Annotated in this window: 17 protein-coding genes; 5 read left to right on the top strand and 12 right to left on the bottom strand. The window is 71.5% G+C overall.

Annotated elements, in window-relative coordinates:
* Nucleotides 1–122 precede the first annotated feature (122 nt).
* From ACFU97_RS10700 to gndA, 8 genes are all read right to left on the bottom strand, one after another.
* On the bottom strand, nt 123–557 hold the full coding sequence (locus ACFU97_RS10700) for a VOC family protein (protein ID WP_384253713.1): 435 nt from the start codon (nt 555–557) through the stop codon (nt 123–125).
* A gap of 280 nt (nt 558–837) precedes the next feature.
* Nucleotides 838–1239: an SseB family protein gene (locus ACFU97_RS10705; protein ID WP_384253716.1), complete on the bottom strand. Its 402-nt coding sequence runs from the start codon at nt 1237–1239 to the stop codon at nt 838–840.
* Nucleotides 1240–1443: 204 nt separating this feature from the next.
* Entirely contained in the window at nt 1444–2685 is a 1242-nt protein-coding gene (locus ACFU97_RS10710) for an acyl-CoA dehydrogenase family protein (RefSeq protein ID WP_384253719.1), read from the bottom strand.
* Between the two features lie 98 nt (nt 2686–2783).
* Nucleotides 2784–3503 (bottom strand): Type 1 glutamine amidotransferase-like domain-containing protein, encoded by a 720-nt coding sequence (locus tag ACFU97_RS10715; RefSeq protein WP_384253722.1) that lies wholly within the window; start codon nt 3501–3503, stop codon nt 2784–2786.
* Complete coding sequence (locus ACFU97_RS10720) at nt 3500–4048, bottom strand: cysteine hydrolase family protein (protein ID WP_384254141.1); 549 nt, start codon at nt 4046–4048, stop codon at nt 3500–3502. The genes ACFU97_RS10715 and ACFU97_RS10720 overlap by 4 nt, the downstream gene beginning before the upstream one ends.
* A gap of 8 nt (nt 4049–4056) precedes the next feature.
* The gene (locus ACFU97_RS10725; protein ID WP_384253724.1) at nt 4057–5556 is read right to left on the bottom strand and encodes a purine-cytosine permease family protein; all 1500 of its coding nucleotides are present in this window, start codon (nt 5554–5556) and stop codon (nt 4057–4059) included.
* Nucleotides 5557–5786: 230 nt separating this feature from the next.
* Nucleotides 5787–6269 (bottom strand): hypothetical protein, encoded by a 483-nt coding sequence (locus ACFU97_RS10730; RefSeq protein ID WP_384253727.1) that lies wholly within the window; start codon nt 6267–6269, stop codon nt 5787–5789.
* 95 nt (nt 6270–6364) lie between these two features.
* Entirely contained in the window at nt 6365–7804 is a 1440-nt protein-coding gene (gene gndA, locus ACFU97_RS10735) for an NADP-dependent phosphogluconate dehydrogenase (protein ID WP_384253729.1), read from the bottom strand.
* A gap of 178 nt (nt 7805–7982) precedes the next feature.
* Between gndA and ACFU97_RS10740 the strand changes: the two genes are divergently transcribed.
* From ACFU97_RS10740 to ACFU97_RS10755, 4 genes are all read left to right on the top strand, one after another.
* Nucleotides 7983–9428 carry a glyceraldehyde-3-phosphate dehydrogenase gene (locus ACFU97_RS10740; protein ID WP_384253732.1) on the top strand — a complete coding sequence of 482 codons (1446 nt, stop codon included), beginning with the start codon at nt 7983–7985 and terminating at the stop codon, nt 9426–9428.
* 449 nt (nt 9429–9877) lie between these two features.
* On the top strand, nt 9878–10357 hold the full coding sequence (locus tag ACFU97_RS10745; protein ID WP_384253734.1) for a hypothetical protein: 480 nt from the start codon (nt 9878–9880) through the stop codon (nt 10355–10357).
* 144 nt (nt 10358–10501) lie between these two features.
* Nucleotides 10502–11953 (top strand): purine-cytosine permease family protein, encoded by a 1452-nt coding sequence (locus ACFU97_RS10750; RefSeq protein WP_384253737.1) that lies wholly within the window; start codon nt 10502–10504, stop codon nt 11951–11953.
* A 150-nt stretch (nt 11954–12103) separates the two neighbouring features.
* A complete protein-coding gene (locus ACFU97_RS10755) occupies nt 12104–12802 on the top strand; it encodes a LuxR C-terminal-related transcriptional regulator (protein WP_384253739.1) in 699 nt (232 codons plus the stop codon).
* A 131-nt stretch (nt 12803–12933) separates the two neighbouring features.
* On the opposite strand, the gene ACFU97_RS10760 is transcribed toward ACFU97_RS10755, so the two are convergent.
* Complete coding sequence (locus tag ACFU97_RS10760) at nt 12934–13164, bottom strand: substrate-binding domain-containing protein (protein WP_384253741.1); 231 nt, start codon at nt 13162–13164, stop codon at nt 12934–12936.
* 407 nt (nt 13165–13571) lie between these two features.
* On the opposite strand from ACFU97_RS10760, the gene ACFU97_RS10765 reads away from it, so the two are divergent.
* Nucleotides 13572–14342: a polysaccharide deacetylase family protein gene (locus tag ACFU97_RS10765; protein WP_384253744.1), complete on the top strand. Its 771-nt coding sequence runs from the start codon at nt 13572–13574 to the stop codon at nt 14340–14342.
* A gap of 21 nt (nt 14343–14363) precedes the next feature.
* On the opposite strand, the gene ACFU97_RS10770 is transcribed toward ACFU97_RS10765, so the two are convergent.
* The 3 genes from ACFU97_RS10770 to ACFU97_RS10780 all read right to left on the bottom strand — a co-directional run.
* Nucleotides 14364–14975, bottom strand: coding sequence for a TetR/AcrR family transcriptional regulator (locus tag ACFU97_RS10770; RefSeq protein WP_384253746.1), 612 nt, complete (start codon nt 14973–14975; stop codon nt 14364–14366).
* A gap of 47 nt (nt 14976–15022) precedes the next feature.
* Nucleotides 15023–15925 carry a 3-hydroxybutyryl-CoA dehydrogenase gene (locus tag ACFU97_RS10775; protein ID WP_384253748.1) on the bottom strand — a complete coding sequence of 301 codons (903 nt, stop codon included), beginning with the start codon at nt 15923–15925 and terminating at the stop codon, nt 15023–15025.
* A 35-nt stretch (nt 15926–15960) separates the two neighbouring features.
* The coding region (locus ACFU97_RS10780) for an acyl-CoA dehydrogenase family protein (RefSeq protein ID WP_384253750.1) at nt 15961–16294 on the bottom strand (334 nt) is incomplete at its 5' end.

Consider the following 16294-nt stretch of genomic DNA (forward strand, 5'->3'; position numbering starts at 1 on the left):
TCGACCACGCCTCCTCAGAACGCCGGGAACCCGACCGTAGCCGCGCGGTGGACCGCCGGCATCCGTACGGCGGCCGTGCGCTCGTCCGACCAGGTGAGGACGCCCCTCCCCTACGGCGGAGCTCAGGCGCCGCCGAAGTCGGGGATCGTGACCGAGCCGTCCTCGGCGAGCGGGAAGCCGGGGTTGCAGGCGACCTCCCAGGCGTAGCCGTCCGGATCGGTGAAGGCACTGGAGTAGAAACCGACGGCGTTGACGGCCGCGGGCTTGGTGATGGTGCCGCCGGCCCGCTCCACGGCCACGAGCAGCGCGTCGACCTCGGCGTCGCTGCGGACGTTGTGCGCGAGGGCGATCCCGCCGAAGCCGCCGGCCGGCCCGGGCTCCAGGCCGCAGTCCCGGGCGAGCTTGTCCCGGCCCCACAGGACCAGCCCGAGACCTCCTGCCTGGAAGAAGACGGTCTCCTCGACCTCCTGGCCCCGCCAGCCCAGCGCCTCGTAGAAGCTCCTGGCGCGCGCGAGATCGGAGACTCCCAGCGTGATCAGTGTGATGCGCTGTTCCATGCGCTCACGGTACGCCGCCGGCAGGGCGCGGGCCGGGGACACGGACGGCCCTGCAACTGCGCAAGCGCGCTCCGCGGGAATGCCACGATCCGCCATGCGCCGGGGAGCGACGCGGGGACCGCGGCGGTCGTATCGTCGGGCGCGGCGACCGTGGGCGCCCGGGATGAGCGGGGTCGGCGCCGTTCATGATCCTGACGCGCGAGAGCCGGGGAGCGGGCGGGAGCGGGAGAGACACCCGCCCCCTCCCGGGCTCCTGACGGCACCTCCCGTCAGGGGGTCGTCAGGGCCGGGCCAGCAGCGTCCGCACGCCCTCGGACGTGAGCGTCAGCGGGTGCTCGGACCCGGCGTCTATGGTCAGCGACAGGTCGTCGGCCGGCCACTGCGAGGCGAGCGCGCCCAGTGGCACCAGGCGGTAGCGGGAGACGTACGGCAGCAGCCCGGCCATCTCGACCTCGGAGGTGAACACGGGCACCACCGGGTCGCCGCCCGGCTGCTCCAGGACCGGCAGCGCCACCGCGCCCGGGTCCACGGCGTCCTCCTGGTTCGCGTCGTCGGGGACGGGGACGAGCACCTCGCTGCCGGCGAGCGTGTCCAGCGCCGTCGAGTCCTCGGTGTTCACGGCCAGCGCGTCCAGCGCCTGCCGGGCCGGTGTGGCGTTGTGGTCGTTGGCAGGTGTCTCCATGACAGATCCCCTGGTAGCGGCGGTGGTACAGGCCACCCCGGGACAAGATCACTCCCGGGTGCGGTTCTGCTCGCGTACCCGATCCGGACGGGCCCATTCCTCCGTCTCCGTAGCTTCACAGTGGCCACACGTCCGGGGCGGACGCCGTGACAGAACGTGACAGAACCTGCCGGAAATCCCCTCAGGGGATCACCGGACGTGTCTTCAAGGGATCAGCGGAATGTCCTGCGAGGGCAGGCCCAGGCGGTCGCGGCCGACCCGGCGGGTCAGCGGCTCGGCCATGCTCGCGCCGACATGGGTCCAGTACGTCGCCGCGTCCCGGAAGTAGCGCTGCATCCGCTCGCCGTCGCGGGCGTGGCGTGAGCCGGCCGTGCGGAAGAGGGTGCCCTGGAGGACGTCCCAGGCGATGCGGCCGGCGTTCAGGAACATCAGCGCGAGCCGGTTGTCCTCGACGACGGTGAACGGGCCTTCTCCGGCGACGTTGCGGCGGCAGGTCTCCATCCAGTCCGCGGCCGTCTGCCGCAGCGCGGCCTCGGCCATGTCGATCATGCCGAGCGCCTGGCCGAGGTGCCGCTGGTAGTCGTGCAGGTCGGCGCGGGTGCGGTGGGGTTCGAGGGTGAGGGGGCGGGCGGCGACGATCCGGGCGTACTCGTCGGCGGCGGCGTACGCGGTGCCGATCACGATGGCGGCGAGCTCGCCGTGGAAGAAGCTCGGTGCCCGGCCGGCGTACATGGGGTTGCCGTGCAGGGCTGAGCCCGCGCTGCCGCCCTCGACCGGCAGGTCGAGCAGGAACGCCTCGCGGGTGAAGTGCTCGGGGATACGGGCCTGTTCCATGTGGATGCTGTTGGAGCCGCTGCCGCGCAGGCCGAGCACGCCGTGCCAGTCGTCGAGCACCGCCCACACCGAGCGGGGTGCGACGAACAGGACGGGCGGTCCGGGTGGGTCGCCCGGCGTGGCGGGGGCGCGCAGGGTCTGGCCGACGTAGTGGGTGGAGTAGGGGGCGCCCGACGAGTACGGCCAGGTGCCGTCGAGGACGACGCCGCCGGTGCCGTCGGGCTGGGCGATCCCGATGGGTACGACGGTGGACGCGGCCCTGAAGTCACCGTCGGTACCGAAGAGTTCGTCCTGCGCCTGCTCGTCGAAGAGCGTGGCGACCTGGAGCACGTGGGCGGCGGTGAGCGAGAGCGCCCAGCCGGTGGAGGGGCAGCCGCGGGCGATCTCGGTGACCACGCGGTAGAAGACGGGCAGGCCGAACTCGTAGCCGCCGTAGCGGCGCGGCTGGAGGATCCGGTAGAAGCCGGCCCGGAGGAAGTCGTCGTGGGTTTCCTTGGGGTAGTGCGTCAACCGCTCGGTCTCCGGCTGACGTTCGAGCAGCGCGGGCCTGAGCGCCACCGCGCGCTCGATGATCTCGCGTTCGGTGAGGGCGGGTTCGGGAGCGGCGAGCACGGTGCCTCCTGACGGGTGGGGCCGTCCGATGCGTGACGCGATACAGGTGATTGAACACGTCAAGCAGCCCCGGGTACCGACCGGAAACCGCCAAGGTCTCAGCGCGGGGGCCGTCCCGGCGTGGCCCGCTCCCGCACTCCGCCGCACCCGTCGGCGTCCACGCGATGCACGGCGGCGCCCGGCACCCGCGCGACCACCTCCGCCAACTGCCCGTCGTCGAACAGCGCCCCCACCCCGTCGTCCAGCGCCCATCCACCGGGCAGTGCGCCTTCGGCCACGGCCGCGCGGTACGCGGGGCGCCGCCCCGGTTCACTGTCGTAGTGCGGGCAGACCGAGCCGGCCAGCACCCCCAGGCCGTCGCGGAGGTGGGTCAACGGGCCGAAGGAGTCGGTGTGCGAGGCCTCGGCCCAGCAGTTCGCGCCCGCGCTGATGCCGCACAGCAGGCCGCCTTGCGCGTAGGCCTCGCCGAGCAGCCTGTCGACGCCGTGGACGCGCCAAACGGCCAGCATGTTCGCCGTGTTCCCGCCCCCCACGTACACCACGTCCTGCGCGAGCAGATGGGCGCGCATCGCCTGGTCGTCCAACTCCCGCCGGAACAAGGGCAGTACGGAGGGCTCGCAGTCATGGCGTGACCGGAACGCGTCGTAGAAGCGCTCGACGTACGCCGCGGCATCGCTACTGGCGGTGGGCAGGAAGCACACACGGGGCCGGGCGGACCTGGCTCTGCTCAGGACCCAGCTGTCCAGAACGCCGTCGGTGTCGGTGCTGAAGCCTCCTCCGAGCAGGGCCAGGCGGCGTTGCGGCGGACCCGCGCTCACCCCGCCTCCCCCAGTACCTCCGCCACCGACGTGACCCGGATCAGCGGGCGGTACAGGTCCATGATCTGGAGTGCCCTCGTGTGGGAGTCGTCGTCCGCTCCCGCGCAGGCGTCCGCGGGGATCAGGACCTCCGCTCCCGCGTCCGCGGCGGCCAGTGCCGTGGAGAGGACGCAGCAGTCGGTGCTGACGCCCGTCAGGATCAGGCGGTTGTCGGGAGCCAGGAGGCGGGCGAGTTCCGGGATCCATTTGCCGAAGGTCGGGGCGTCGACCACCTGCCGCGCGTGCGGTGCGAAATCGGGGGTCAGGGACCAGAGTTGGGCATCCGGTGGCTGGAGGGCGAACGGCCACTCGTCGTAGTACGCGCGCCAGGCACCCTCCGGTTTCGCCGGGGCCAGGAAGCGGGTGAAGACGACCCGGTCGCCGAAGGCCGGCAGCAGGCGCCGTACCCCTGCCGCCGCTTCGGGGAAGCGCGGGGCCGCCCAGGGGCTGGAGGGGTCGGCGAAGACGTGCTGCATGTCGATGACCGCGAGCAGGCCCGTGGTCATACGGCTGGTCATACGGCCGCCCCCGCGTCCCTGGGGCTCGGCGCCTGCGCCTCCTGCGCGCGGACCCGGGTCCGGGTCAGGACCAGCGTGCCGAGGAAGCCCAGGGCGAGGGCGGCGAGGACGCCGAGGTTGGCGTAGGCCCAGGCGCCGGACTTGCCGCCCAGGCCGAACGGGTCGAGGAGGTAGCCCTGCCAGTCCAGCCAGCCCGCGGCGGAGTTGGTGACGAGGCCCCAGCCGAGCGCGGTGGCGGCGAGGGTGAGCAGCAGCGGCGTGGCCGGCACGTCGCCGTAGCGGCCGGCCGGGCGGTAGAGGTCGACCTCGTCGTAGTCGCGGCGGCGCAGCGCCAGGTCGGCGAGCATGATGCCGCACCAGGCCGCGATGGGGACGCCCAGCGTGGTCAGGAAGCCCATGAACTGGCCGAGGAAGTCGTCCGCGAAGAAGACGATGTAGATCGACCCGGCGATCATCAGCACACCGTCGACGAAGGCGGCGACGTAGCGCGGAATCCTGATCCCCGCCGACAGCAGGGCGAGGCCGGAGGAGTAGATGTCGAGGACCGCGCCGCCGACCAGCCCGAGGACGGCGACCACGGCGAACGGGACCAGGAACCACGTCGGCAGGATGATGGTGAGGGCGCCGATCGGGTCGGCGGCGATCGCCGAGCTGAGCTTGGTCGAGGAGCCCGCCAGCAGCAGGCCGAAGACGAGCAGGAGCAGCGGGGCCAGGGACGCACCGAACGTGGTCCAGCCGATCACACCCCGGCTGGACGAGCCGCGCGGCAGATAACGGGAGTAGTCCGCGGCGGCGTTCACCCAGCCGAGGCCGAAGCCGGTCATCATGAAGACCAGGGCGCCGATGAACTCCTGGGCCGAGCCCGACGGGAGGGCGCTGACGGTGCCCCAGTGGATGTGGTCGGCGACCAGCGCGATGTAGACGACGGTGAGCACGCCGGTGACGACCGTGATCACGGTCTGCAGCCGCATGATCAGGTCGAAGCCCATCACCCCGCCGACGACGGTCAGTGCGCCGACCAGGATCAGGGCCACCACCTTGGTCTCGGTGCCGCCGCCCCAGCCGAGCCGCCCGAAGACGGTCGCGGTGGCCATGGTGGCGAGCGCGCACAGCACGGTCTCCCAGCCGACGGTCAGCACCCAGGAGATGACCGAGGGCAGCCGGTTGCCGCGCACGCCGTACGCGGCGCGGCTGAGGACCATCGTCGGCGCCGAGCCGCGCTTGCCGGCCACCGCGACGAAGCCGCAGAGCAGGAACGAGAAGACGATGCCGATGACGCCCGCCGTCAGCGACTGCCAGAAGGAGGTGCCGAAGCCGAGCGCGAAGGAGCCGTAACTCAGGCCGAGAACCGACACGTTGGCGCCGAACCACGGCCAGAACAGCGTCCGCGGACTGCCCTTGCGCTCGGCGTCGGCGATGACGTCGAGGCCGTGCGTCTCGACCTGGAGCTGACGCCCCGTGGCTCTGTTGTCGGGGGTGTCCGAAGACTCTGCCATCGTCGACCTGCCTGTCCGGGTGTGCTCCGCCGAAGCCGCGCCTGAAGTCCGAAGCTTCAAACCGGAGGCTTCAAACCAGAGGCTTGAAGCACGAGGCTTGAAGTCCGAGGTCTGAAGCCTGGTCTGCGCTGGTCGGAGCGTCAAGAGCCACAGGAGTCGCGAGGGCCCCGGGACAGGCGCGCCGCCGCCCCCGGACGGCGCGCCGCGCGCGGACTTCGCTCAGCGCGCCCTCAACGCGCCCAGAACGGCAGCGGCGGGCAGGCGTTGGCGCAGGTGTAGTTGCCGGGCATCAGCAGGCCTGCGTCGTCCTCGTTGTCGCCGCCGCCCGCGAAGTAGACCTCGGGGACCCAGCCCCAGCGCCCGTTGTCCGCCTTGGTGCTGGCCCACCAGTAGTTCTCGGCAAAGCCGTCGCGGAAGGTCTGGCCCTTCATCTCGGTGACGAACCAGTTGGCGGCGCCGCCCTGTTCGAGGTGGCCGACGACGGCGGCGCCGGGCGAGCGGGTGGCGTAGACCGGCACGTGGCCGCGGGTGAGGTTGCAGAACCTCACCTCCGTCCCCGGCCACGCGTGACCGGAGCCGGGGTCGGTCAGGTCGCGCTTGACGGGGCTGTGGCAGGGGACGTTGTCGGTGGCGTGGGCGGCGGGGGCGACGAGGCCCGCGAGTCCGGCGAGTGCGGCGGCGGCCGCGACGAGTCCGCGCTTGATGTGGATCATGCTCTCGGCAACGAGGGGTTCCGGAGATGGTCACGCCACCGCGTCCGTCCGGACGGCGCCGATCGGGCACTCGCCAGGCGCCGGCCGAACCGCGATCAGGCGCTGGTCTCGTGGCGCTCCGGCGCGGCCCACTGGGTGTGGTAGACGCCGGGGCGGTCGGTACGGCGGTAGGTGTGGGCGCCGAAGTAGTCGCGCTGGCCCTGCAGCAGGGCGGCGGGCAGCCGGCCGGCGCGCAGGGTGTCGTAGTGCGCGAGGGCGGCGGAGAAGGCCGGGACGGGGATGCCGCGGCGGGCGGCGGAGGCGACCGTCTCGCGCCAGGGCACCTGCGCGTCGGTGATCTCCATGGCGAACTCCATCTCGCCGAGCAGGCTCACCAGGTCGTGGTCGGCGTCGTACGCGGCGCGGATGCGGTCCAGGAAGGAGGCACGGATGATGCAGCCGCCGCGCCAGATCCGGGCGACCGTGCCGAGGTCGATCTTCCAGCCGTACTCGGCGGCCGCGTCCTGGATCATCTTCCAGCCCTGGTCGTAGGCGATCACCTTCGACGCGTACAGGGCGTGCTCGACCTGCGAGGTGAAGCGTTCGGCCTCGGTGCGGCTGAGCAGGGGGCGGGTGCCGCCGGGCAGGCCCGCGTAGGCGGCGCGCAGGTCGCGCTGGCCGGAGGCGGCGCGGGCGAAGGTGGCCTGGGCGATGGCGGTGACCGGGGAGGCGAGGTCCAGGGCGGTCTGCACGGTCCACCGGCCGGTGCCCTTCTGCCCGGCGGCGTCCTCGACGATGTCGACGAAGGGGGCGCCGGTGTCCGGATCGGTGTGGGCCAGCACCTCGGCGGTGATCTCGACCAGGTAGGAGCCGAGCCGGCCCCGGTTCCAGCGGCGGAAGACGTCCGCGATCTCGGCCGGGGTGTAGCCGGCGACCTGGCGCAGCAGATCGTAGGCCTCGGCGATGAGCTGCATGTCGGCGTACTCGATGCCGTTGTGGACCATCTTCACGAAGTGCCCGGCGCCGTCGCCGGCGATGTGGGCGGCGCACGGCTCGCCGCCGACCTTGGCGCTGATCCGCTCGAACATCGGGCCGAGGACGTCGTACGACTCCGCCGAACCGCCGACCATGATCGACGGTCCTTCGAGCGCGCCCTCCTCGCCGCCGGAGACACCGGTGCCGACGAAGTGGATGCCCAGTTCACGCAGGGCGGCCTCGCGGCGGCGGGTGTCGGCGAAGTGGGCGTTGCCGCCGTCGATGATCATGTCGCCGGGTTCGAGCAGCGCGGCGAACTCCTCGATGACCGCGTCGGTGGCCGGACCCGCCTGCACCATGATCATCAGGCGGCGGGGGCGCTCGAGCGCCGCCACGAACTCCTCGGCCGTCTCCGCGGCGACGAACGTGCCCTCGTCGCCGTACACCTCCATCAGCGCGCGCGTGCGGCCCACCGTGCGGTTGTGGACCGCGACCGTGTAGCCGTTGCGGGCGAAGTTGCGCGCCAGGTTGCGGCCCATCACGCCCAGGCCGGTCACGCCGATGGCTGCGGTTGCGTTCATGGTGTACGTCCTCGATCCGTCCGGCGGCGGTCCCTGTGCGGGGCCCCATGCCCGTCAGGTACGGACGGGCGGCCGGATCGTCTCGATGACTACGGAGCGGAGTGTGACGAACCCCGCCCGAACGATCGATCAAACAGGGTTTAACATATGAGCGCTGCCTAGCTCGAAAGATGGATCTGTGACTGTCAACGACGACTCGTTCACCAACTGGAAGACCCGCGAGGAGATCGCGGAGTCGATGATCCCGATCATCGGGAAGCTGCACCGCGAGCGGGACGTCACCGTCCTGCTGCACAGCCGCTCCCTGGTGAACAAGTCGGTGGTCAGCATCCTCAAGACCCACCGCTTCGCCCGCCAGATAGCCGGCGAGGAGCTCTCGGTCACCGAGACCCTGCCGTTCCTGCAGGCGCTCACCGCGCTCGACCTCGGTCCCTCGCAGATCGACCTGGGCATGCTCGCGGCGACGTACAAGAGCGACGACCGCGGGCTGTCGGTGGAGGAGTTCACCGCCGAGGCCGTCGCGGGTGCCACGGGCGCGAACAAGATCGAGCGCGGCGAGGGCCGGGACGTCGTCCTCTACGGCTTCGGCCGCATCGGCCGCCTGGTGGCCCGCCTGCTGGTCGAGAAGGCCGGCTCCGGCAACGGCCTGCGGCTGCGCGCCATCGTCGTGCGGGGCGGCGGCGAGCAGGACATCGTCAAGCGGGCCTCGCTGCTGCGGCGCGACTCCATCCACGGCCAGTTCCAGGGCACGATCACGGTCGACGAGGCGAGCAGCACCATCTTCGCCAACGGCAACGCGATCAAGGTGATCTACGCGAACGACCCGTCCGAGGTCGACTACACCGCGTACGGCATCAACAACGCCATCCTGGTCGACAACACGGGCAAGTGGCGTGACCGCGAGGGGCTTTCGCAGCACCTGCGCCCCGGCATCGACAAGGTCGTGCTGACCGCGCCGGGCAAGGGCGACGTCCCGAACATCGTGCACGGCGTCAACCACGACACGATCAAGCCGGACGAGCAGATCCTGTCCTGCGCCTCCTGCACCACCAACGCGATCGTGCCGCCGCTGAAGGCGATGGACGACGCGTTCGGTGTCGAGCGCGGCCACGTGGAGACCGTGCACTCCTTCACCAACGACCAGAACCTGCTGGACAATTACCACAAGGCCGAGCGCCGGGGCCGTTCCGCGCCGCTCAACATGGTCATCACCGAGACCGGCGCCGCGTCCGCCGTCGCCAAGGCGCTGCCGGACCTCAAGGCGCGGATCACGGGCAGCTCGATCCGCGTCCCCGTGCCGGACGTCTCGATCGCGATCCTCAATCTGCAGCTCTCGCGCGAGACGTCCCGTGAGGAGGTCCTCGACCACCTGCGCGACGTCTCGCTGACCTCCCCGCTCAGGCGCCAGATCGACTTCACCACGGCCCCCGACGCCGTCTCGAGCGACTTCATCGGCTCCCGCCACGCCTCGATCGTCGACGCCGGCGCCACGAAGGTGGAGGGCGACAACGCCATCCTCTACCTCTGGTACGACAACGAGTTCGGCTACTCCTGCCAGGTCATCCGGGTCGTCCAGTACGTCTCCGGCGTCGAGTACCCGACGTTCCCGAGCCCGGCGGCCTGACACCGCCCGGCTGAACGGTCCAGCGACAAGGGCCGCCATCCGAATGCGGGTGGCGGCCCGTCCCATTTCAAACCCACTGCATCCGAAACACCCCCATCGCCGGTAAGTACCGGCATGAGCAGTACCACCGACGAGATTCCCGCTGCCGTTCTGCACATACTGGCGCCGCCGGCGCTCAGCGAGTTGAGCGGTGATCAGGTGCGGGGACGGGCCTGTGTGTGGTGTGGCGTTCCGCTGAGCGTCGGGACCTCCGTGGCGCTGGGCGAGCGGGCGGCTCGTGCCGAGGGGGCCGCCCCGGCCGCCGGCGGGTGCCGGCGCTGCGTGGCGGGACGTGCGCACCGCGGACTGTTCGCACACGGTTCGACGTGCGAGCTCTGCGCGGACGAGGAGTCCGCCAAGGCCTGCGCCGTCGGGAGGGGCCTGTACCGGCTCGTGAGGAAGCACCGGCGATGACCGCGGACTGCGACCTCCAGGCGTCGCTCCTCGTCTACGCGGTCCCCGCGCGGACCGCCCTGACACCCGAACAGAACGCCGGAGCGCGGTGCGTGTGGTGCGGCGCCCCGGTGCCTCCCGGTGCGGGCCGGGATCTCGGAGGACACGGCGGATGGAGTCCGCACGGCTGCCCCGCCTGCTACGAGGTGCAGGGCGCCTGGCTGCGGACGTACCTGGAGTGGGCCGATCACATCCGTGTCTGCGCGACCTGCCGGGCCGGCTGCTGGTGTGCGACCAGCGCCGACTTCCAGGGGTGTCTCACCGAGTCCGCGCACCGGGCGGACCGGCCGCCCGTCGTCTGTGCGCGCTGCGAGAGGGAGGTCGAGGCCGCCGAGCGGTTCGAGCCGCGCATCCGGGCAGGCGGCCGCCCTCAACGCATCGGCTACGTGCACGCCGCCGTCTGCCCAGGGGACGAACGACGGTGGCCGTGCCCATGAGGGAGACCGCCGTACGGCCACTGCACCGGCCCGGCGGTCCCTCTGCCCCGGGCCGCCCGGTCAAGGGTCGGCAATGACCGCTTGACCGGGCGGCCCGCGGGCATGAATGTGGCCACAGGGGTGGATCAGCACTCTGGAGGCACCGTGAGCACAACGTCGGAACCGCGCGTGTCGGGGCTGGAGATCCGCTCCATCGACTACGTGCCGCTGAACGAACGCCACGGCAAGCTCTGGCACCTCGGCCCGCTCTGGTTCATGTCGAACGCCCAGATCGCCACCCTGGCCGTGGGCCTGATCAGCATCACCGAGGGCGGCAACCTGATCTGGTCGCTCATCGCGATCGTGGCGGGCACCGTCATCGGCACGTTCTTCATGGCGTTCCACTCGGCGCAGGGACCGCAGCTGGGACTGCCCCAGATGATCCAGTCGCGGCCGCAGTTCGGCTACGTCGGCGCGCTGCTGGTGTGGCTGTTCGCGTATGTGCAGTACGCGGGCTTCAACGTCTTCAACACCATCCTCGCCGGCGAGGCGATGCACACCACGGTGCACGGAGGCGTCAAGCTCTGGGTGGTCGTGGTCACCCTGGTCGCCCTCGTCATCGCGCTGGTGGGCTACGACGTCATCCACAAGGCCGAGCAGTTCCTGACGTACACCTTCCTGGTCGTCTTCGGGATCTTCACCATCGGCGCCCTGGTCACCCTGCACTACCCGGCCGGCTCCTTCGACCTCGGCGCCTTCAAGGCGACGCCGTTCCTGGCGCAGTTCGGCGTGGTCGCCGGCTACCAGATCAGCTGGGCCATCTACGTCTCGGACTACTCGCGCTACCTCCCGCCGGACGTGACCGTCCGCAAGACCTTCTACTGGACCTACTTCGGCTCGGCCCTCGGCGGCATCTGGCTCATGACCCTCGGCGCCCTGCTCGCCGCCTGGGCCGGCAAGGACTTCGACACGATCAAGTCGATCAACGCGGCCGGTGACAAGGTGTTCAGCGGCTTCGGCGCGATCGTGCTGCTCTTCGCCGTCCTCGGCCTGGTGTCCGTCACCGCGCTCAACATGTACGGCGGTTCGCTCACCTTGATCAGTGCGGTCGACTCGATCAAGCGAGTGCGGCCGACGCTCTCCGTGCGGCTGGTGACCGTCGGCCTGACGGCGGCGCTCTCGCTGGTCGGCGCGCTCGCCGCGACCGCCAACTTCCTGGAGAACTTCAACAACTTCCTGCTGCTGGTGCTCTATCTGTTCATCCCGTGGACCGCGGTCAACCTCATGGACTACTACGTCGTGCGCCGCGGGCACTACGCCATCGCCGAGATCTTCAACCCGCGCGGAATCTACGGCCGTTGGGGCTGGCACGGCATCATCGCCTACCTGGTGGGCTTCGGTGTGATGATCCCCTTCTTCTCCGTCGGCACGCTCTACACGGGCCCGATCGCCCACGCGCTCGACGGCGCCGACATCTCGCTCTTCATCGGGCTGCCGGTCTCCGCGGCGCTCTACTGGATGCTCACCCGGTCCATCGACGTGGACGCCGAGCAGCGGCTGGCCGAGGCCGAGGCGGAGGAACTGGAGCAGGCCGCGCACGAGCACCGCGAGCCGTGACGGGCCACCGCGCGCGAGCGGCGCGTCGCGGCCCATCAGGCGATGTGAGCGAAGCCATAAGAAGAACGATGTCGTTTCGATAGCCAGGAGGGGTACTGTGCTCACCAAGTGAACGAAACAGTTTCGTTTAGGGTGTGGGGAAGGACAGACATGGTCTCCGTACTCCTTGTCAACGACCAGTCTCTGCAGCGACTCGGCCTGCGCATGCTGCTGACCGCCGAACCCGACCTGACCGTCGTCGGCGAGGCGGCGACCGGCGAGGAGGCGATCGGCCTGAGCACCGCGCTGCGTCCCGACGTCGTCCTGATGGACGTCCGCCTCGCCGACGCGGCCGACATCGAGGCCGTCCGGCGCATCGCCCGGCCCGCACGCTTCCGCCCGCCCGCCGAGTCGGTCGCGACCGGCGAGACCCCTCCCCGCGTCCTCGTCCTCACGTCGGCGGTCGACGAGGACCACGCCTACGCCGCCCTGCGCGCCGGGGCCGACGGCTTCCTCCTGACGGACGCCTCCCCGGAGGAACTGACCGCGGCCGTACGGATCGTGGCCGCCGGAGACGCCGTGATCACGCCGACCCTGACGCGCACCCTCATCGACACCGTCCGCGCGGAACCGGCCGCCCGGCCCCTGCGGCCGGACGCCGAACTGGCCGCCCTCACCCAGCGCGAACGCGACGTCCTCACGGCCGTCGCCTCGGGCTGGTCCAACAGCGAGATCGCGCTGCGGCTGTCGATCGCCCCGACCACCGTCAAGTCCCACGTCAGCCACATCCTCAGCAAGATCGGCGCCCGCGCCCGCGTCCAGGCGGTCGCCTTCGCCTACGAGTCCGGGCTGATCCGGCCGGCCGCCTGACGCACCGGACCCGCACGCCACTTCCGCGGGTCGGACCGCGGGTTCGCCCGTGGTCCCGCGCACCGCGGCGCTCACCGCGCGCCTGGCCTGCTCCTGGGCACCCTGGCTGACGGTCGTGAGGTCGAAGCGGCTCAGCCGGGAGAGCGTGTCGTCGTAGCCGCCACGGACACCCGGCCCGGGACGGCGACACCCGGGCGGGCCAGGCCGGCCAGCACGCCGATGGCGCACTGGTCGCTGGACGCGACGACCGCGGTGGGCAGTTGGCCGTCGTCGAGCAGATGGCGCGCGGCGCGCTCGCCCGCGGCTTCGGTTTTGTCGCCGCCCAGAACGCGGATGTGCGCGTCGAGGCAGTTCCGGCGCATGGCCGCGCGGTCGCCGCGGCGCCGGTCGGTGGCGATGACGCCCCTGCCGGCGTCGACGTAGACGATGACGGTGGCCGAGTCCGGCCAGGTGGTCGACGATCCGGCCCACGTCCGCGTCGTCCGCGGTCCGTACGACGTCCAGGTCAGGGTCCGCGCTACGGATTCTGGTGCAACTCCTGGCCGCAGAACCCGGCTTGGAAGTTCGTCGCCGTCGGGCTCGGCAACGGCGTCGCCGCGAAGACCCTGCGCACTGCCGCCGGGGCGCTCTGATCCCGGGCCTGCGCCCCCGTGCGTCCCGGTACTCCCGCGGAATTGTCCGTGATCAGTAACAGCGGGATCCCGCCCCGCCCTTGTTCCGTCCTGACAGGTGCACGAGCAGCACGGGAACGACAAGGGGCGGGGCGGACATGGCGCGGCATGGCGGGCGGGGATGGCACGGCCGGGTACTCGCGGCGGCGGTCGGGGTGACGGCGGTGGCGGCGGCCACCTCGGTGTGGACCGCGCAGGCCGGACCCATCGACGGGCAGCGCCCGGGAGCCAAGCCCTCCGCGGCCGCCGGTGCGGCCCGCACGCCGGTGGCGATCGGCATCGCCCACGCCTCCGACAAGGGCCCGCGAGGCGTCAACATCACCATCGACGACGGCCCCGACCCCACCTGGACGCCGCAGGTGCTCCAGGTGCTGAAGGAGAACGGCGTGAAGGCCACCTTCTGCATGGTCGGCACGCAGGCTCAGGCCCACCCGGACCTGGTCAAGGCCGTGGTGGCGGCGGGGCACCGGCTGTGCGACCACACGGTGTCGCACGACACCACCATGGACAAGAAGGCCGACTCCTATCAGTCGAAGGAGATCCTGGACGCCGCGGACATGATCACCAAGGCGTCCGGGGGCGTCCGCCCGATGTACTACCGGGCGCCGGGCGGCGCGTTCACGCCGTACAGCAGGAAGCTCGCCGCCGCGCGGGGGATGCGGCCGCTCGGCTGGAACGTGGACTCCAAGGACTTCGAGCGTCCGGGCACCGAGGCGATCGTGGCCACCGTCAGGAGCGAGGTGCCCAACGGTCCGACGATCCTCTTCCACGACGCCGGCGGGGACCGTTCGCAGACCGTGGCCGCGCTGCGCGAGTGCCTGCCGTGGCTGAAGCAGCAGGGCTACTCCTTCGGCTTCCCGGTGCGCTGAGCGGCGACCGGACGCGGTGACTCAGTCCGCCGGGATCGCGTCCGGCAGGCCGAGCGCCGCCGCCACATGGCGCCACACGGACGCGAGCGCCATGTCGAGGGTGACCGTCGGATCGCGCAGCATGATGCGGATGCCGTAGCCGTCGCTGAGGGAGAGCACGAGGGTGGCGAGGGCGTCCACGTCGGTCGGGGTGAACTCGCCCGACTCGATGCCCCGCCGCACCGCCCCGGTCACCCAGGCGTGCAGCTGCGCGTACAGGTCCACCGCGAAGACGCGGGTGGTCTCGTCGCGCAGGGCGCGCACCCACAGCTCCTGCCACAGCCGCCAGTCCTGGTGCAGTTCGGGGTCGGTGGGCAGCAGGTTGCGCAGGATGCGGGCCAGGATCACCGCCGCGGGCGCGGTCTCCGCGTCACGTTCGACGTCCACGGCGGTGTTGGCGAAGGAGTGCGTCATCGCCTCGGTGAACAGCTTCTCGCGCGTGTCGAAGTGGTAGTGCAGCAGCGCCGTCGACACCCCGGCCCGCTCGGCGACCATCCGCATGCGGATCTTCTCGAAGCCGATCTCGGCGATGGCCTCGCAGGCCGCCGTGAGGATGCGCTCACGCGTGTCTGCCGTGCGCACCTTGGTGCTCACCCTGCGGCTCCCCTCGTTCGCCGGTCGTACGCCATGACCATCTTCCCTCACCGCGACACCGCCGGTGCCGCCTCCCCGCGACGCGGCCCGGTGCCGTAGGTGTGGAAGCCCTGCCCGGACTTCCGCCCCAGCAGTCCGGCCTCCACCATCCGCGACAGCAGCGGCGGCGGCGCGTACTGCGGCTCGCGGTGCTCGGCGTACAGCGACTCGGCGATGGCGCGGGTGGTGTCCAGGCCGATCAGGTCCGCCAGGGCGAGCGGGCCGAGCGGGTGCGCGCAGCCGAGGACCATGCCGCGGTCGACGTCCTCGGCGGTGGCACCGCCCGACTCCACCATGCGGATCGCGGCCAGCAGATACGGCACCAGCAGCGCGTTGACCACGAATCCCGCCGTGTCCCGGGTCCGTACGACCTCCTTGCCGAGGGTGTCCGTCACGAAGGTCTCGGCGCGCGCCGCCGTGGTGGGCGAGGTGAGCAGCGACGGCACGAGTTCGACCAGCGGCAGCACCGGCACGGGGTTGAAGAAGTGCACGCCGACGACGCGCTCGGGTCGGCCGGTCGCGGCAGCGAGCCGGACGACGGGGAGGGAGGAGGTGTTGGTGGCCAGGACGGTGTGCTCGCCGCTGACCACGGCGTCGAGGCGGGCGAGGACGTCGCGTTTCAGCGCCTCGTCCTCCACGACGGCCTCGATCACCAGGTCGTGGTCGCGCAGGGCCTCGATCCGGGCCACCACCGTGATCAGGGCGGCGGCGTCCTCGCGCTGCCCGTCGGTGAGCCTGCCGTGGGCGGTGGCCCGGTCGAGTGAGCGGACGATGCGCAGCCGGCCCGCCTCGGCCGCCGGCGCATCGCGTTCCACCACCGTCACCGGCACGCCGGCCCGTGCGCAGACCTCGGCGATCCCCGCGCCCATGAGACCGCAGCCGACGACTCCGACGCGCTCGATGTCGGTCATGAGGGTTCCTCCCGATGCGATGGTGCGGACGGCGGTCAGGCCGTGGGCAGGTCCAGGACCTCGGTCCCGCGCTTGACCAGCTCGTTGGCGATGATCAGGCGCTGGATCTCGGAGGTGCCCTCCCAGATCCGGTCCACGCGCAGTTCGCGGTAGAGCCGTTCGACGGCGTAGGCGCGGTCGTAGCCGCGGCCGCCGTGGATCTGCAGGCAGCGGTCGATCACCCGGCCCGAGGCCTCGCTCGCGGAGAGCTTGGCGATGGCCGCCTTGGCGTGCAGCGTCTTGCGGTCCTCGGGCGAGGCCTGGTCGATCTCCCAGGCGACCTGGTGGGTGTAGGCGCGGTTGACGGCGATGTCCACGGCGCAGTCGGCG

This window comes from Streptomyces sp. NPDC057616 (assembly GCF_042800575.1).
GTDB lineage: Bacteria > Actinomycetota > Actinomycetes > Streptomycetales > Streptomycetaceae > Streptomyces.

What these genes read in the sequence shown, in the direction of transcription:
- ACFU97_RS10745 (WP_384253734.1), top strand. Translation starts at nt 9,878, where the DNA reads ATGACCGCGGACTGCGACCTCCAGGCGTCGCTCCTCGTCTACGCGGTC.
- ACFU97_RS10705 (WP_384253716.1), bottom strand. Translation starts at nt 1,239, where the DNA reads ATGGAGACACCTGCCAACGACCACAACGCCACACCGGCCCGGCAGGCG.
- ACFU97_RS10720 (WP_384254141.1), bottom strand. Translation starts at nt 4,048, where the DNA reads ATGACCACGGGCCTGCTCGCGGTCATCGACATGCAGCACGTCTTCGCC.
- ACFU97_RS10765 (WP_384253744.1), top strand. Translation starts at nt 13,572, where the DNA reads ATGGCGCGGCATGGCGGGCGGGGATGGCACGGCCGGGTACTCGCGGCG.
- ACFU97_RS10730 (WP_384253727.1), bottom strand. Translation starts at nt 6,269, where the DNA reads ATGATCCACATCAAGCGCGGACTCGTCGCGGCCGCCGCCGCACTCGCC.
- ACFU97_RS10755 (WP_384253739.1), top strand. Translation starts at nt 12,104, where the DNA reads ATGGTCTCCGTACTCCTTGTCAACGACCAGTCTCTGCAGCGACTCGGC.
- ACFU97_RS10775 (WP_384253748.1), bottom strand. Translation starts at nt 15,925, where the DNA reads ATGACCGACATCGAGCGCGTCGGAGTCGTCGGCTGCGGTCTCATGGGC.
- ACFU97_RS10760 (WP_384253741.1), bottom strand. Translation starts at nt 13,164, where the DNA reads ATGCGCCGGAACTGCCTCGACGCGCACATCCGCGTTCTGGGCGGCGAC.
- gndA (WP_384253729.1), bottom strand. Translation starts at nt 7,804, where the DNA reads ATGAACGCAACCGCAGCCATCGGCGTGACCGGCCTGGGCGTGATGGGC.
- ACFU97_RS10725 (WP_384253724.1), bottom strand. Translation starts at nt 5,556, where the DNA reads ATGGCAGAGTCTTCGGACACCCCCGACAACAGAGCCACGGGGCGTCAG.
- ACFU97_RS10700 (WP_384253713.1), bottom strand. Translation starts at nt 557, where the DNA reads ATGGAACAGCGCATCACACTGATCACGCTGGGAGTCTCCGATCTCGCG.